This is a genomic window from Microcoleus sp. B3-D7 (assembly GCF_036705305.1).
Classification (GTDB): domain Bacteria; phylum Cyanobacteriota; class Cyanobacteriia; order Cyanobacteriales; family Microcoleaceae; genus Microcoleus.
The window spans coordinates 65,890-82,987 of the sequence record NZ_JAUBUE010000028.1 but is presented as its reverse complement, the minus strand read 5'-3'; the positions used below and the strand labels follow the sequence as shown (position 1 = coordinate 82,987).

General features: G+C 43.7%; 8 protein-coding genes. 5 read left to right on the top strand and 3 right to left on the bottom strand.

Going from position 1 to position 17,098, the window contains the following annotated elements; translation table 11 throughout:
• Positions 1-126 precede the first annotated feature (126 nt).
• On the top strand, positions 127-4,176 hold the full coding sequence (locus tag QUB25_RS18930) for a hypothetical protein (protein WP_333185095.1): 4,050 nt from the start codon (positions 127-129) through the stop codon (positions 4,174-4,176).
• 107 nt (positions 4,177-4,283) lie between these two features.
• Here the strand turns inward: QUB25_RS18930 and QUB25_RS18925 are convergent, their stop codons facing one another.
• Positions 4,284-6,752 (bottom strand): ATP-dependent Clp protease ATP-binding subunit, encoded by a 2,469-nt coding sequence (locus QUB25_RS18925; protein ID WP_333185093.1) that lies wholly within the window; start codon positions 6,750-6,752, stop codon positions 4,284-4,286.
• 443 nt (positions 6,753-7,195) lie between these two features.
• Here QUB25_RS18925 and QUB25_RS18920 point away from each other — a divergent pair, with 443 nt between their 5' ends.
• Complete coding sequence (locus tag QUB25_RS18920) at positions 7,196-12,544, top strand: AAA family ATPase (protein WP_333185091.1); 5,349 nt, start codon at positions 7,196-7,198, stop codon at positions 12,542-12,544.
• Positions 12,545-12,548: 4 nt separating this feature from the next.
• Here QUB25_RS18920 and QUB25_RS18915 read toward each other — a convergent pair whose 3' ends face one another.
• Entirely contained in the window at positions 12,549-13,115 is a 567-nt protein-coding gene (locus QUB25_RS18915) for a hypothetical protein (protein ID WP_333037764.1), read from the bottom strand.
• A gap of 122 nt (positions 13,116-13,237) precedes the next feature.
• Here QUB25_RS18915 and QUB25_RS18910 point away from each other — a divergent pair, with 122 nt between their 5' ends.
• The 3 genes from QUB25_RS18910 (at position 13,238) to QUB25_RS18900 (ending at position 16,211) form a co-directional block, all read left to right on the top strand.
• Positions 13,238-14,251, top strand: a complete 1,014-nt coding sequence (locus QUB25_RS18910) for a hypothetical protein (protein ID WP_333185089.1) — start codon at positions 13,238-13,240, stop codon at positions 14,249-14,251.
• Positions 14,252-14,597: 346 nt separating this feature from the next.
• The gene (locus QUB25_RS18905) at positions 14,598-15,698 is read left to right on the top strand and encodes a glycosyl transferase (protein WP_333185087.1); all 1,101 of its coding nucleotides are present in this window, start codon (positions 14,598-14,600) and stop codon (positions 15,696-15,698) included.
• A gap of 96 nt (positions 15,699-15,794) precedes the next feature.
• The gene (locus tag QUB25_RS18900; RefSeq protein ID WP_333185085.1) at positions 15,795-16,211 is read left to right on the top strand and encodes a secondary thiamine-phosphate synthase enzyme YjbQ; all 417 of its coding nucleotides are present in this window, start codon (positions 15,795-15,797) and stop codon (positions 16,209-16,211) included.
• Here QUB25_RS18900 and QUB25_RS18895 read toward each other — a convergent pair.
• Positions 16,198-16,713 carry a heme-binding protein gene (locus QUB25_RS18895; RefSeq protein WP_333037769.1) on the bottom strand — a complete coding sequence of 172 codons (516 nt, stop codon included), beginning with the start codon at positions 16,711-16,713 and terminating at the stop codon, positions 16,198-16,200. The genes QUB25_RS18900 and QUB25_RS18895 overlap by 14 nt on opposite strands.
• Positions 16,714-17,098 lie beyond the last annotated feature (385 nt).

Sequence of the window (17,098 nt, the reverse complement as noted above, 5' to 3'; positions counted from 1 at the left end):
CACGGGCTGCGACAGATCTTTAGTTATAAATACTTATTGTGCCAATTGCGATGGCGGAATGTTGCCATGTTGGCTCGACATTAATCTAGGCTATAGCTTGAAGGTACTTAGTACAAGTTTAAGCCAATGTCGTCTCCCAAAGATCGATCGAGCAAAATTGAATTGAGCGTCTTAGCGTCGCATCCTGAGTTGTTGACAGGTTTAGATGCGTGGCTGCGGCTAGGTTTACTTTCGCCCGCTGAGGTTGAGGAATTGTGCGGGCAGTATTTAGTCTGCCCAGTCAGAGACCCCGCTGTAGACCTTTCTGAAATTGAGAACCCGCGAGCTCCTATTGCCGAGCCAAAAGTACCTGCCTTATCAACGCCTCAAGCATTACCTAGCAGCAGAGAAAGCGTTGCTAGACCCACAGAAACTACTCAAACCCCTAATTTTATAGCTCAAATTTTGCACTCGCTAATGGCAGAAATTAGCGTGGTGTGGCTGTTGTTTTTAGGAGTGTTCATGGTAGTTGTCTCCTCTGGAGTCTTAGCTGCCAGTCAGTGGGAAAGATTTCCTGCCGCCGGACAATATGGAGTTTTGTTAGCTTATACTTTAACCTTTTGGGCGATTAGCAGTTGGGCCAACAGACAGGTTAATTTGCACTTGACTGCTCAAACTTTGCAAGAAGTGACACTTTTGCTAGTGCCGATCAATTTTTGGGCAATGGATACTTTTGGATTGTGGCGGTATCCTTGGGATTGGGCAGTAGCAATCACAGCGGCACTTATTTTGACTTGGATAACTGCCCGGATTATAAAAGATCAATATCAAAGCTTTTCAGGAAAAAACATCACTCGTTCGATCGCCCTAAATCACTTAGGATTGAGTTATTTGCACTGGGGGTGGGCATTGGCAGGCTTTTCCCTGGCTGCGGTTTATGTGGGTACAGTGGGAACTGCTGCTACTACAGTTTATCAAGTTCAGCAACAACGATTGCAATCTATCCAACGTGGGGGAAATACTGAAACATTCCCCGCTGCTTTCAGTTTAAGCCGAGATTTTTTGACTTACAAAAAAGCTGCTTTAGTAGCTTATTCATTAGGAATTTTACTGGGTAGAGCGATATTTGTCAAGGATGTAAATATCGCTGAAATGGGTTTAGCTTTGGCGATTTGTGGCGTGCTTTTAGCATGGCTAGATTGGCAGCAACCCCTGCCATCTGGGACTATTGAAAACAATATATCCGACCAGCCAAATCCCAACAATTTTTTTAAATGGCAATTAGCGGGAATGGGTTTGTTGGGTTTGGGATGGCTGGTTTGTTTTCGCGACATTCCGCTACAGGCGATCGCAGTTAGCGGATTGGCTGTTTGGTTTTTTTATAACCGTTTAGTGCGGTTTGGGCAAGAGTTTGATTTGCTAATGCTTGAGGCGGTGGGACTTCAGAGTATTTGGCTGTTTTGGCGAGTGCTTCCTTTAGGGATTAAAACACAAGTTGTGGCCTTTTTAACTCAGCTTACAAACTCTCAGGAAACTCCTTGGGCTTTTTGGGGTGTTCTGCTGTTGCCTTATTTAATTTTAATGGTAAGTGCAGCGCAGTGGCTCTACCGCAAGCGAAAGTTTCAACTTGCCAGTTTTGGCGAAAACCTTGCTCTCGGTTTGGGGAGTGCTTTAACTATTATTAGTTTTGTCAATCCGTTTTGGCGATCACTCAATTTATTAGTCTCTGCTTTAATTTTAGGTTGGATCACTTGGAAATACCTAATTCCCGATAATTCCCGGCGAGTTTCCATGCCGACTTTTGCGGCTGAACAACCGGGAAATCCGGCAATTTTGCTTCCCATAACTCACATTATTGGTTTAGGCGCGATCGCTTCGGCAATTGACTTATTTTTTCCCAACCAGCCACCCAATATTTGGTCGGCAATATTATTGATTTTTATGGCGGCTGAGTGGGTATTTTTTGTCTGGATGAAAGCGGCGAATTTTCGAGAAAATTCTGGGTTTTTCCGCTGGCATCCTGCATGGTTCCAAAGTTCCTGGTATCTAGGCTTAGTATTAGCAGGATTTAGCTTTGTCTTGTTGCAAAATTATTTGATTGCGGGTACTGCAACTTATCGCCCTCAGTGGAGTTTGCTATGGCTGGCGACTCCTTTGGCTTTGACTGCTGTTGCTAAATATACTGAGGTACCTCACAAACGAGTTGCCAGTACCTTTAGTGCGATCGCCTTAATATTCGCACAATTTCTAATTTTTACTTTTCCGGGATATCGGTTAATTGGTTTTGGCTTGGCAGCCGTATTAATGTGGGTCAATACTTACTATTTAGTAGAGCTACCAGCGGCTGTGATTGGAGTGGGGTTTGGCTTGAGTTTCGTAGCTGCCGCGATCGATCGATTAGGTTTTGTGTCGGGTTGGGATTGGGGAATTGCCGGGGCGATCGCTCTTTTGTGTATGTGGTTGGTTCGCAGCATGATTGTTCGTTTTTCCAGGGGTCTACCTGAGCCTTCTCAATTAGCTGAAATTTACGATCAAGCTTTAGATGGATGGGCAATCTTACTGGCAAGCTTGCTGTTAACAACTATTACTTTTTATTCCTATGAACTCTACGCAGGCAGTACCTTGAGTTTTCCGCCTTCTACTGAAGTTTTGGCGGCTATTTTGGTGATAATGGCTGCGATAATTTTCCGAAGTTTACGCCAAATTTCCCCTCTGGCAATTTATGCCTTGGCTTGGAGTTTGGAGTTGTTGACAGCAGTGGGTTTGAGTTTTGTCGATCGCACTACGATTAATTTGGCAGTTGCTAATATCGCTCTCGGATTGTTTACTCAATTATTGGGTGATGTGTGGCGTCGCCGCCACCCCGATCCAACAATTTTACCTAGTATTCATTTGATACCTTTGGTTTATGGGGTGTTGGGTTTAACTTTCCGATCGCACACTTTGACGAATTGGACTGGTTTAACTGTGTTGGGGGCGTCTTTAATTGCGATCGGCATTGGTAGGCGGGAACCAGAATTCAAACCTTTGGTTTATTTAGGATTAATTGGCGTGTCCGTTGCTGCTTACGAATCGCTACTATATCAACTTTTTCAAACACCAGGAGGAGCTTTTGGCGACGGCTTAATTGTCCTGGCGACTCTCGGCACAACTTTAACATATATCTATCGCATTTTATCTCCTTGGCTCAGCAATTATTTACATTTAACTAATGCAGAGTTAAAAATATTTGCTCACCTGCATTGGGTTTTGAGCAGTTTGCTGCTGATTTGGGCTTCGGCCGATGATATTAAGTCCGGCCTAAGTTTAGGATTAGTCACTGGTGCTTTATTAGTTCAATATGCTTTCTTGCAAGGGCGAAATAATCTCGATCGCCAATGGGCAGAAATTTGGGTTTACTTGGGCTGGCTAGAAGCCTTTGGCATCCGGCTTTACTGGATCAATACACCTTTAGTTAAGTATATTTCCGGGCCGCTGGGGCCTTGGAAAGTTGCCTTCGCTTCCCTATTAGCCTATTTCATTTACATTTTGCCTTGGGACAACTGGGGTTGGTCAAAAAAACCTTGGCAGGTAATTGCTTCGGTGATTCCAATAATTACTATTTTGGAAAGTCCGTATAAGTTTTATCCGATTAGCTTGCTGATAGCTGCAGCCTTCTATGTTTTCCTAGCTTGGGAAAGGCAGCAAGTCCGTTTTACCTATGTGAGTGCGGCGATAATTGACTGGATAATGCTGCGGTGGTTCTGGCAAATAGGATTGACTCAGCCAGAGTTTTATGTTACTCCTTTAGCACTTTATTTACTTTACATTACTCAGTTCGATCCCACTCTCAAATTACCAGCAGAAAAACCGCTGCGCCACACTCTGCGAATGCTAGCAACTGCGCTGATTTGCGGGATACCTCTTTTGACTCAGCAAAGCCACGGTTTAGTTGCGGGAGCTTTTAGTTTGGCGGCTATTGCAGCGGGTTTGGCGCTGCGAGTTCGGGCATTTTTGTTTGTGGGAACGGCTGTATTTTTAATCAATGTTTTCTATCAGTTGGTGGTTCTGATCTTCGATTATCCGCTGATAAAATGGGCAATTGGTTTGGCTTTTGGGATTGTGTTTATCTGGATTGCTGCTACTTTTGAAACGCGGCGCGATCGCATTTCTGCTTTGGTGCAGCATTGGGTTGGGCAATTGCAATCGTGGGATTAGATTCATCGATAAGTTGCTTTTTTTTACTGGTTTCATTTAATTAAAAACCCGGTTTCTCGGAGAAACCGGGTTTTTAATTAACAGTATTTATCGGTTTGTAGAGTGCATTAATGGCTCAATGCGAATTCGGGCAATTTCGGCTCAGATGAACCATCGGGCACTACCTTAACCTGACCGTTTTCATCCACATCAACGATCGCCTTTTGGCCATCTTTCAGCTTCCCAGACAGCATTTCCTCAGCCAGTACATCTTCCAACAACCGCATGATTGCGCGGCGTAAAGGTCGAGCACCGTAGCTGGGATTGTAGCCTTCTGTAACTAACAAGTCCTTGAACCGTTCCGTCACCGACAAAGTAATACCCTGTTCGGTTAAGCGGCTGAAGACTTGCTGCAACATAATGTCTGCAATCTGCTTCACTTCTTCCCTGTTCAACTGGCGGAAGACGATAATCTCATCCAAGCGGTTGATAAATTCGGGACGGAAAAACTGTTTCAGTTCTTCGTTTACCAAGCTGCGAACGCGATTGTACTGTCCGTCTGCGGCACTTTCAGCAAACTCGAAACCGAGACCGCCACCACCTTTTTCAATCACTCGCGAACCGATGTTGGAGGTCATGATCAGCAGTGTATTCTTAAAGTCTACTGTCCGACCTTTAGCATCCGTCAAACGGCCGTCTTCCAAGATTTGCAGCATCATGTTGAAGACATCCGGGTGAGCTTTTTCGATTTCGTCGAACAAGATGACCGTGTAAGGACGGCGCCGGACTGCTTCTGTTAGTTGACCGCCTTCATCGTAGCCGACGTAACCGGGAGGCGAACCGATGAGTTTAGAAACCGTGTGGCGTTCCATGAATTCGGACATATCTAACCGAATCATGGCTTCTTCGGAACCGAAGAAATAAGTTGCCAATGCTTTTGTAAGTTCCGTTTTGCCGACGCCTGTGGGGCCGGAAAATATGAAACTGGCGATCGGGCGATTGGGATTTTTCAAGCCTACCCGCGCGCGACGGATAGCCCTAGAAACTGCGCTGACTGCTTCTTCTTGACCGATCAAGCGCTGGTGCAAAGTATCTTCCATGTGCAGCAGCAATTCCGATTCGGATTCTGTCAGCTTGCTGACCGGTACTCCCGTCCAATTAGCCACGATGTGGGCGATGTCTTCTTCGGTGACGACGGGAGAGGTTTTGAGCTGGCTTTTGTTGATCGTAGCTTCGGCGATTTCGGCTTCAATTTCTAATTCGCGATCGCGCAATTTTCCAGCTTTGTCGAAGTCTTGCTCGCGCACTGCTGCATCTTTTTCTTTTGTTACTGCAGGCAGTTGCTTTTTGAGTTCTTTAACTTCCGGCGGGGTTTGTGAATTCATCACGCGGACGCGGGAACCTGCTTCGTCAATTAAGTCGATCGCCTTGTCTGGCAAAAACCGATCGTTAATGTATCTGTCTGACAGTGTAGCCGCTGCTTCTAAAGCTGCGTCGGAAATTGTCAGTCTGTGATGCTGTTCGTAAGCCGAGCGCAACCCGTACAATATTTCTATTGTTTCAGCCACGCTCGGTTCACCGACTTTGATCGGTTGGAAGCGGCGTTCTAAGGCAGCGTCGCGCTCGATGTGCTTACGATATTCGTCCAAGGTAGTGGCGCCGACACACTGCAATTCGCCTCTAGCAAGGGCGGGTTTGAGCATATTGGAGGCGTCCATGCTGCCTTGAATTGCGCCTGCACCGACTAAGGTGTGAATTTCATCGATGACCAGAATGATGTTGCCGGCAGCGCGAATTTCGGCCATGATTTTCGTTAGCCGTTCCTCAAATTCGCCTCGGAACTTTGTACCAGCAATCAGCGAACCCATATCGAGGCTGATTACTTGTTTGTCTTCTAAAATTTCCGGGACGTTTCTATTAACAATCCGCTGGGCTAAGCCTTCGGCGAGGGCTGTTTTGCCGACCCCTGGTTCGCCTACTAATACTGGATTGTTCTTCGTGCGGCGGCCGAGCACTTGGATCACGCGCTCGATTTCATTTTCGCGGCCCACTACGGGGTCGAGTTTACCTGCTGCGGCTAACTTGGTCAGGTTTGTGCCAAATTCTTCTAAAGTCGGGATTTTGCGATCGCCGCTATCTCCCCTACCTCCGGGTACCGCTGCGACTTCTCCCACGGCACGAATTACCTGCGTGCGGACTCTCTGGCGATCGATCCCCAAGTTTTGCAGCACCTTCGCCGCCACCCCTTCATCGTCCTGAATCAGCCCCAGCAGGATGTGTTCGGTGCCGATGTAATTGTGGCCTAACTGCCGCGCTTCGTTCAGCGCCGTCTCAAAAATGCGCTTGACGCGGGGCGTAAAAGGAATTTCCGGCGGGAGGAACCCGGAACCTCTACCGATGATATTTTCGATTTCATTGCGCGCCTCTTTCAAGTTGAGGCCCATATCCAGTAATACTTTTGCAGCGATGCCAGTGCCTTCGCCGACGAGACCCAGAAGAATTTGCTCGGTGCCTACAAAATTGTGACCGAGGCGTCGCGCTTCCTCTTGGGCTAGCATGATTGCTTTAATGGCTTGTTCTGTAAAGCGTTCAAACATATTTTTTCTATCCTACTGTCTGGGCGAGGGCTGTATCGCTGCTGGTGAGGAGCGATTTGGAACACTACACAAATTATAGATGTAAATTTTTGTGTATTTCCTTCTCTAACAATGTATCTTGCTAAAGGGGTAGGGACAGTGGGGAGACCCGAATAGTAGGGGTGTGGTTGCCGTCCGCTGTCGATCGGATATTAATTGAGAATAATAGTAGCAAAATGGCTTTATTGCCTGAATACTATCATTTTATGTATAAATTATATTCTTGTCCGAGTAAATAAAGCTTGATTTTTCTTTGCCTAAGTACATGGTTTAATTAAGCATATAACAGTTGCCCTGTCAAGACTTTTGACGGTTGAGAGTGGTCGTGCCGTCAGCAAACAGCCAACAGTCAACAGCGAACAGCGAGTAGAATCAGATATATTTTCAACTCTGAGCAGAACTCCATGCAATTTCTCTCACAATACGAAATCCATTCCACTCTCCACGAAGGTATCGAAACGATTATTTATCGAGGAAAAATCCCCACCCACCAGGATACAACCGTACTCAAAATCCTGAAAGCTGAATATCCTACCCTCGATGCAATCACCCGGATCAAGCACGAGTATCGCATTCGCCAACATTTAGACCATCCAGGCCTAGTTAAAGTCCTTAGCTTAGAAACCTTTGATAACCGTCTCGGCTTGCTTTTAGAAGACTTTAATGGCGAATCTATCCATCGGCTCATGTCCAGACAAAAGCTCGAAGTCATCACCTGTTTGAGGTTTGGCATCCAACTTATAAAAATTTTAGAATATCTGCACCTTCAAAATATTATTCATAAAGATATTAAGCCGAGCAATATCATCATCAACAGCCAAACAGGAATTATTAAACTGACTGATTTCGGGATTGCTTCACGATTGTCCAAAGAAAATCCCCAAATTAATAATATTAACTCGATTGTCGGCACTTTTGCTTATATGTCTCCCGAACAAACCGGGAGAATGAACCGCACCCTAGACTACCGCACCGACTTTTATTCTCTCGGTATCACTTTATATGAAATGCTGACAGGTCAATTGCCATTTATGAGCAACGATCCTTTAGAAATAGTTTACAGTCACATAGCTTCTCAAGCAATTTTACCGCATCAAATTAATTCAGACATTCCACCATCAATTTCACAAATTGTGATGAAATTGATGAAAAAAAATGCCGAAAATAGATATCAAACAGCAGGCGGATTATTAGCAGATTTAGAAATTTGTTTGCATCAGTTAGAAACTACAGGCAAGATAGTAGATTTTACCCCCGGAAACTTAGATATATTGAGTCAGTTGTTGATTCCTCAAAAATTGTACGGTCGGGAAACACAAGTCAGCGAACTATTGGCAGCATTTGAACGTGTAGCTAATCCTTGCGAGGGAAATTCTTCCCCTTCCCAAATTGAACTGATCCTAGTGTCGGGTTATGCAGGCATAGGCAAATCTGCTGTAGTTAGCGAAATTCAAAAACCCATCACCAGACAGCGGGGCTATTTTATTTCAGGTAAATTTGACCAATTCAAGCGGAATATACCTTACGCATCTTTAATTCAAGCTTTTCAATCTTTGATCCAGCAGTTACTTGCCGAAAATAGCAAAAAATTACAAGATTGGCAACATCAACTTTTAGCCGTACTAGGCGATGCCGGACAAGTAATTATTGAGGTGATTCCCGAACTAGAATTGGTAATTGGCAAACAGCCTGCCGTTGCGGAACTTGCCCCCACAGAAGCACAAAACCGCTTTAACAGGCTATTCAAAGAATTTATCCACGTATTCGCGCAAAAAGAGCATCCATTAGTTATATTTATCGATGACTTGCAGTGGTCAGATTCAGCGACATTGAAATTAATGGAATTGCTAGCGACTGACCCAGATAGCAAATATTTACTATTTATTGGAGCCTATCGAGACCATGAAGTTAGCTCTACACATCCTTTAATGCAAACAGTAGAGTACCTTCAAAAAACTGGTATTATTATCAACAATTTAGTGCTGGAACCTCTTTCTTTAGCCCAGGTTACTGAGTTAATTTCGGAGACATTGAATGAATCAGACAGAATTCAACCTTTAGCGGAGTTAATTTGGAATAAGACTGGTGGGAATCCTTTTTTCTTGACGCAATTGCTCAACACTCTTTATCAAGAAAAACTTTTGAGATTTGACTTTTCCCGGCTGCAGTCTCCCGGAAGCAGAGGGAAGTGGCAGTGGAACATGGAGGAGATTCACGCTATTGGCATCACAGATAAGAGTGTAGTTGAACTGGTAGCCAGTCGGATTCAACAATTGCCAGAGACTACACAACAAATTTTGAAATTGGCGGCTTGTGTTGGCGACAAATTCACTTTAGATGTTCTATCTACTGTCAACGCAAAATCTCCATCCGTCACGGCGACTGAACTCTGGGATGCTTTGCAAGCAGGGTTAATACTTCCTTTGAATGAGAGTTACCTCATTCCTTTATTTTTAGATGGAGAAGGAGGAGCTAATTTAACTTTCGATTCTTCGGGAATCAGCTATAAATTTTTGCACGATCGCGTCCAGCAAGCTGCATATTCGCTGATTCCTGATGATGAAAAGAAAGCCACTCATCTTAGCATCGGTAAATTGCTGTTTGAAAATACGCCCGCCGATAAAGTAGAAGAGAAAATTTTTGATATTATCAACCAGTTGAATGTAGGAATTGATTGTCTGCTCCTGCAATCAGAAAAAGATGAATTAGCAGGATTAAATTTAATTGCTGGACATAAGGCAAAAGTAGCTAATGCTTACGAAGCCGCTGTTAAGTATTTGAATGCGGGAATGTCGTTATTAGCACCTGATAGCTGGGATCGCAACTATAGCATGACGCTGCGGTTGTATGTAGAGACGCTGGAAGCGGAATATTTAAACACCAACTTCGAGCAAGCCGAAGTTTTGGCGGAAGTGGTTTTGCGATCGGCTAAAAACCAGCTTGACATAGTGAAAGTGTATCAGCTCAAAATCCTATTTTATCAAGCTCAAAGCCAAATGCTAAAAGCTGTTGAAACAGGTCTAGAAGTGCTGGAAATGCTGGGACTCAACCTATTAGACAACGAAACCATTGCAGTGCCAAAATTGCCGCGAATTGAGGAATTAGAAAACCTGCCAGTTATGACAGATCCATATCTACTCGCAGCTATGGAAATCCTGACAGCCCTCTATCCTCCTGCTTATATTGCCAAACCTGAAATTGTGTCCTCCCTCGTCTTGACTATGGTCAATCTTTGTATCGATCACGGTCATTCAGCATTAGCTACTTTTCCCTATACTCTTTATGGAATGATTCTGTGCGGCGTCGAAGGCGACATCGAAGCTGGCTACTACGCTGGATTAATCGCTTTAAAGCTGCTAGAAATATTTAATGCTAGCCCACAAAAAGCTAAGGTTTATGTAATGTTTAATGCTCATATAAGAATCTGGAAAGAGTCTACTAAAAATACACTTAATTCATTTCTAGAAGGAATGAAATTTGGTGTAGAAAATGGTGATTTAGAATGGGCAGTTTATAATTTTATGCACTATATTACTAATTTAGTTTTAGTGGGAGAACAGTTAGAATATGTCGAAGAAAAACAAAGCGTTTGTATGGAGTTTTTGCAAAAAAATAAACACGAATTTGCCATAGGTTATGCTCAAATTTGGCAAGTAACTGCTTCAAGCTTAAGAAGCAAAACAGCAGAGCAAGTACGGTTAGTTAGCGGCAGGTTGGATGAACCTGCTGTAATGTCCCGTTGGCAGAAAGAAAATAATCGAATGTCGCTGTTTGCAGCTTATGTTGCTAAATTGATCGTGCTTTATTTATTGAAAGATTATGCTGCGGCTGTTGCCCGCGGTAAATTAGCGGCAGAATATGCAGATGGGGCGATCGGCTTAATCACTGTTGGGGTACACAATTTCTACTATTCGCTGGCCCTCCTCGCTCACTATCCTGACAGTGACAATCAAGAAGCATACCTAGCTATTGTTAACTCTAATCAGCAAATTATGAAAAAGTGGGCCTACCATGCACCCATGAATTATCAGCACAAGTACGAGTTAGTTGAAGCTGAGAAAGCTCGACTTTTCAGCGATAAACTTGCAGCCATGGATTATTATGACTTAGCTATTAAAGGAGCGGCTGCTAACGGTTACATCCAAGAAGAAGCATTAGCTTATGAATTAGCTGGAGAGTTTTATCAATCTTTGGATAAAGAGATAATTGCTCGATCTTATCTGACAAAAGCTTATTATGCCTACATCCGCTGGGGAGCTATAGCAAAAGTTAAATACTTAGAATCCCGTTATCCTTATTTAGTCGATCGCACTCAAGGAGCAATATCTAAGACTGTTGATATTATGACTGCTACCACTACTGTTGACAATAGCTTGATGCTGGATTTACCAACTGTTGTCAAAGCATCTCAAGCTGTTTCGAGCGAAATTATCCTCAGCCGTTTGCTAGAGAAACTTGTACAGCTTGTAAAGGAAAACGCAGGCGCTCAAAAAGTATTATTTCTTGCCAAGACAGGTAATCAATTATTCATAGAAGCTGGAGTTACAGGTCAGTTTAATGATGTAACCCTGTTACAATCTCTCCCGATTGCCGAATCCGAGAACCTCCCACTTTCATTAATTAACTATGTAGAAAGAACCAAAAAATACTTGGTTTTAGATGATGCTACCCGATCCGAGCAATTCCAATTTGACCCTTATATTGTGGCCAATCAACCCCTATCTATCCTGGTATTGCCAATTATCCATCAAGGCAACCTTACGGGAATTTTTTATTTAGAAAATAATTTAACAAAAGGTGCTTTTACTAGCGACAGAGTAGAAATTTTGGGAATCCTCTCTGCACAAGCAGCTATTTCTCTAGAAAATGCTCGTTTTTATAATATTCTGGAAACGCGAGTAGCCCAAAGAACTGAGAATTTGCATACTGCACTGGAAGAACTTCGCCACACTCAAGTGCAGCTAATTCAAAGTGAAAAAATGTCCAGTTTAGGTCAAGTTGTCGGGGGAATTGCTCACGAAATTAATAACCCGATTAACTTTATTTATGGAAATTTATATTACACCAACGAATACGCTGAGAACTTACTAAATCTACTACGTTTATACCAAAATAATTACCCAAATCCCGTGTCCGAAATAGTAAATGAAATAGAGCAAATAGATTTAGATTTTTTAATGAATGATTTCACTAAAATGATAGATTCAATGAGAGTGGGCGCTGCGAGGGTTCGCGATATTGTGCTGTCGCTGCGAAACTTTTCTCGGTTAGATGAATCTGATAGAAAATGGGTTAATATTCACGAAGGTATCGACAGCACTTTGATGATTTTGGAACACAAATTAATTGATATTCAAGTGATCAAGGAGTACGACAATTTGCCTTTAGTGAACTGCTATCCGGGAGAAATTAATCAGGTATTTATGAATGTCCTGACCAATGCGATTGATGCTTTTTCTCGCGAAAGAGGGAGTGAAGTTGACTCGAAACAGACTCCGACAATTCAGATTTGCACTGAAGTCGCGGAAGGAAATCAAGTAGCGATTCGCATTGTTGATAATGGTGTGGGGATGAATTCGGAGGTGCTGGGTAAATTATTCGATCCGTTTTTTACTACTAAACCGGTAGGTAAGGGGACTGGTTTGGGATTGTCTATCAGTTATCAAATTGTGGTAGAACAACATGGAGGAAAGTTAATTTGCAAGTCGGAACCTGGAGAGGGCAGCGAGTTTACTATACTGCTGCCGTATTGATGAATTAAAGCCATCGTGAAAGCAACTGTTCAATTACTTTCACAAAGCCGATCGCAATTTGAATCAACGGCCAACCCACAAAACAAATTAACACCGCCCAGCGAGTTTGAATATCCAAACCTTGGCGAACCGCAACAATTACAGCTAGCAAACTCCACACAGCTAATATGCGCTCTATTCCTTCTCCCAGCAAGGGAATTAAGGTTAAAAAATTCAGCACTTGGGGCGCGTAAGCAAAGCCGATCGGCACCAACAACTCCCCATAAGTTACGTGACCCTGCTTCAGCCACTCTCCGATTTTAAAGATAGTGAAAGTCCAAAAATAATAACCCCCCGCAACTGCCAAACCATCTATCCAAAGTGCTAAAAATAACACTGATAGCTCAGTTCGATTGATTAACAAGATGACGGCGCTGCCCAAAACGCGGGACAGCGCAGCTAAAATTACAATTGTTAAAGCTATTCGCTTAGTTCTGCGAGTGTAGGGAGTTTTTTCGTAAAAATTGCCGTTCAAAGAAAGTGCGTTCCAAAGCGTTGCCCCCAAACCTGCAATTGAATCTTCTCCCTTCACGTGGAACTCCTGCTCCTCAAGATAGTTGACAATTTTTACAAAATAAGGTCTAATACTGCAGAATCACCGACCTATTTCTAGGTAATTAAGTAATTAATTGGCATTCTACCAGATTTTATTAAATGCTAAGATTGATTTTACGGATACTTGCATGGCTGCGCGGGGGAAGTTTAAATTTGTTGCTCATCGCAGGTGTAATCCTGATAATTTGGGGCATTCTTTCGCCGGTGGGGACTGTTATATGGTGGCTGAATCAAAGTGCCGAAACTTTGGGTCTCAAGAAAAACCCGCCGGAGATATTACCCTCAAACAAGGCCAATTTAGAAGCCCGCAAGTCTTCGCAACTCAATTGTTATATCATCTTTTTACCGGGAGTTGGGGATTTTTCGGGGGACGAATTAACCCCTGGCGAAGAGTTCTTTCTCAAGCGTTTAGTTAAAACTCACCCGCAGTGCGTAGCAGTGGGCGATGTTTTTCCTTATTCAGCGTCTAACAAAAGTTTAGGAGGAGAGCGATGGCTAGCTCCTTTTTGGCGGTTTGCAGAACAGGCAAAAAAAGGGCCGATTGCGGGGAATATATTCATTAAAATTCGCAATCTCTGGAGGTTTGCAATTTCTCTAGATTATCGCTACGGCTTTGCATACAATCAGGGAATGGCTAATGCAATTATCGATCGCATGAATGCTCAATCTCCCATTTCAGTTAATTCTAAACAACCTTTGAAAGTTATTTTAATTGGCACTAGCGGCGGCGCACAAGTTGCTTTGGGTGCTACTCGCTATCTTAAAGAATGGCTGAAGGCCGAAATTACCGTTGTTTCGGTTGGAGGCGTCTTTTCAGGAGAAAATGGTTTTGCAGAGGCCGATCGCATTTTCCACTTTCGCGGCACTCGCGATTCAATTGAGGATATTGGCGGCATAGTTTTTCCGAGTCGCTGGTACTGGTACGCGACTTCTCCTTTCAACCAAGCTCGTTTGCAAGGCCGCTATGCAGAAGCTGTGAGTGGCCCTCACAAGCACGACGGCGATGAGGGATATTTTGGGGAAAATCTGGCGGCGGACGGTAAAAAGTATGTAGATATAACGCTGGACAAGATTAATCAATTGCCTGTTTGGTCTAAGGGTGCGTCCGATTGATCAGTTCTTGCATATTTGATCCCTGTAAAATTATAATTAAGTTAGGAGGAAAAATTTGAGTTTTAATTTATTCATAAATAGAGGAGTGCCGTTCATCATTAAAAACTAATTTTAGTATAGTCAATAATAATAAAACTCTTCTGGGCAGTTGCTCAGAGGAACGCCAGGAATCTACAAGTTAAATACACAACCGCTTAGTCATTAGTCATTCGTTATTAATTGTGTCATTGTTGGTGGTGCGTCGCTTGAAGCTTGGCCTTGTTGCCTTCCAGTCTCTACCGCAATTCCCGATCCCCGATGCCCAATTCCCAATTCCCAATTCCTAATTCCCAATTCCTAATTATCAATGTCTCGACCAACATTATATATTGCCATCACCAATCACGGATTCGGCCACGCTGTCCGAGTTGCTTCCGTAGCTGCAAAAATTCAAGAATTAAATCCAGATATCTTACTAATTATCACAACAACAGCACCTCGCTGGCTGCTAGAATGTTATATTGGTGGCGACTTTATCCACCGTCCCCGCGCTTTTGATGTGGGTGTCGTGCAAGCTGACAGTTTGAATATGGATAAAGACGCGACGCTGGAAAAATTGCGGGAAATTAGGAAAAAGCAAAATTCCCTAATTGCAGGTGAAGTTAATTTTATCAAGCAAAATCGGGTGGGTTTGGTGCTGGCAGACATTCCTCCTTTGGCAACGCGAATGGCAGCAGCGGCTGGGGTTCCTTGCTGGATGATGAGCAATTTTGGGTGGGATTTTATCTATCGCGATTGGGGCGGGGAATTTGTAGAAATCGCAGATTGGATTGGTGAATGTTTCGGAATGTGCGATCGGCTTTTTCGTCTTCCATTACACGAACCGATGGCAGCTTTCCCAAATATTCAAGATGTGGGCTTGACTGGCGGCAATCCTCGCTACAGTAATGAAAAAATTCGGGAAGTATTAGGCATCGAAACACCGCTGGAAAAAACTGTATTGCTGACTTTCGGCGGATTGGGTTTAGAGGAAATTCCTTATCAAAATTTACAGCTATTTAGCGACTGGCAATTTATTACTTTTGATGCGGGAGCTCCCGATTTGCCGAATTTGATTTATGTCAAAAATCAGGAGTTTGCACAATCTTTCCCGATTTTACCGCGTCCGGTTGATATTATGCCTGTGTGTGGGCGCTTAGTTTCTAAACCGGGATACAGCACTTTTGCGGAAGCTTTGCGCTTGGAAATACCTGTTATTTCTATAATGAGACAAGGTTTTGCAGAAGCTGCGGTGTTGCTTGAAGGGATTCAAAATTATGCGGAACATCAAATCTTGACGGAGACGGAATTTTTTGAGGGGGAGTGGGAGTTTTTGCGACAACCGCTGCATCCGCCCTGTTTGTCGGATAAATTGGATAAAAATGGTACGGAGGCGATCGCCCAAGCTGTTGTAGACTATTTTGCATAAGTGCGATTAGAAATCGATCTTACACAAACAAAGTCTACCTCCGCCGACAGAAGACTTTTGCATCAGTCTCATCCAAAATCTCAAATCTAAAATCGAATGAATCACTATCAACAGATACTCAAGATTCAAACTACAGGGAAATCTCTGTGCAAAATCACTCCTAAGATAGAAGATGTGGTGGCGAATTCAGGTATTAAAACGGGACTTTGTAGTTTATTTTTGCGCCATACTTCTGCTAGTTTGGTGATTCAAGAAAATGCTGACCCGGATGTACTTAAGGATTTGGCTAACTTTTTGGCTAAACTGGTACCGGAGGGCGATCGCTACATTCACGATGCGGAAGGCCCAGACGATATGCCGGCGCACATTCGCACTGCGCTAACTCATACTTCTGAACAAATCCCGATCGATCGCGGCAGGTTGCTGTTAGGAACTTGGCAGGGAATTTACCTGTGGGAACACCGCCAGCGGGCTCACATTCGCGAATTAGTTGTTCACGTCAGCGGCACTTGATAGGAATTTGTACCTCGCTGATTTTAGTTGCTTCCGGCGTCATCGGGGAATTGTAAAAAAAGCGGCGCGGCGGCCCGACTATTTCGTATTCGGGATGTTCTTGAAGCCAATCTTTGAGTTTCTGGAGGTTATTTTCGTAGCTTTCCCAAGTGTAGGCCCCGCGCACGCCGATGCTGACAACTGTCATCGGAGAAGTATCTGTGACTTCTACAGCGGAGTTAACGCTGCTGGGGGCGATATTTGGTGCGGGATAGAGGAACGAAACTTCTGCTTGGGGAACTGCATCGATTTGCCCGGAAGTTTCCGTGTAGCGCGCTTCTACTGGCGTTGTCATCGCTATTTGGTTGTTGCTGATGTGTTGAAATAAGGGATTGAAGGCGATGCCAGTTGCTTGTCGCAAATCGCCCGCGTGGGTGTAGGTGACAGCGCGGTAGTGAGGATATTGCTTAACTTCTATGACCCCAATCTGTGCGGGTTCAGGGAATCCAGTAGGTAATACCATTTGAGATTTAAAAGTTTAGATTTTACATTGAAGAATGGAGAAGACTTACTCCGCAAGGGTTTGGAACTTGCTTGCAGTTGCATTATTTTTGGCAACTGGTATAAATAGGCTGAGATTGTTTGCAGACAATCGTTCAGGTGGCACAATTAGTTTAGCAGTTATTTAAGGCGCTGCTAACTATCGATCGCCTAGAATTAGTTGAGAGATTATTAATTAACCTCGTAATAATACGGACGGCACTGAGTAACCAGAGAAACATTAATCTAGTTGTGCTTGAAAAATTAGCGTTTTTCCGGTGTTTGCTATTTGTGTCGGAAAATATTCCGCTGTTGGGTCCATCGAGCTGTGCGTTCTCAGTTATTGGGACGCTTATCGCGTTCAGTAA

Bases quoted from the DNA above. Each gene is read 5' to 3' on its own strand.
- QUB25_RS18930 (WP_333185095.1), top strand. From the start codon at position 127: ATGTCGTCTCCCAAAGATCGATCGAGCAAAATTGAATTGAGCGTCTTA.
- QUB25_RS18925 (WP_333185093.1), bottom strand. From the start codon at position 6,752: ATGTTTGAACGCTTTACAGAACAAGCCATTAAAGCAATCATGCTAGCC.
- QUB25_RS18920 (WP_333185091.1), top strand. From the start codon at position 7,196: ATGCAATTTCTCTCACAATACGAAATCCATTCCACTCTCCACGAAGGT.
- QUB25_RS18910 (WP_333185089.1), top strand. From the start codon at position 13,238: ATGCTAAGATTGATTTTACGGATACTTGCATGGCTGCGCGGGGGAAGT.
- QUB25_RS18905 (WP_333185087.1), top strand. From the start codon at position 14,598: ATGTCTCGACCAACATTATATATTGCCATCACCAATCACGGATTCGGC.
- QUB25_RS18900 (WP_333185085.1), top strand. From the start codon at position 15,795: ATGAATCACTATCAACAGATACTCAAGATTCAAACTACAGGGAAATCT.
- QUB25_RS18895 (WP_333037769.1), bottom strand. From the start codon at position 16,713: ATGGTATTACCTACTGGATTCCCTGAACCCGCACAGATTGGGGTCATA.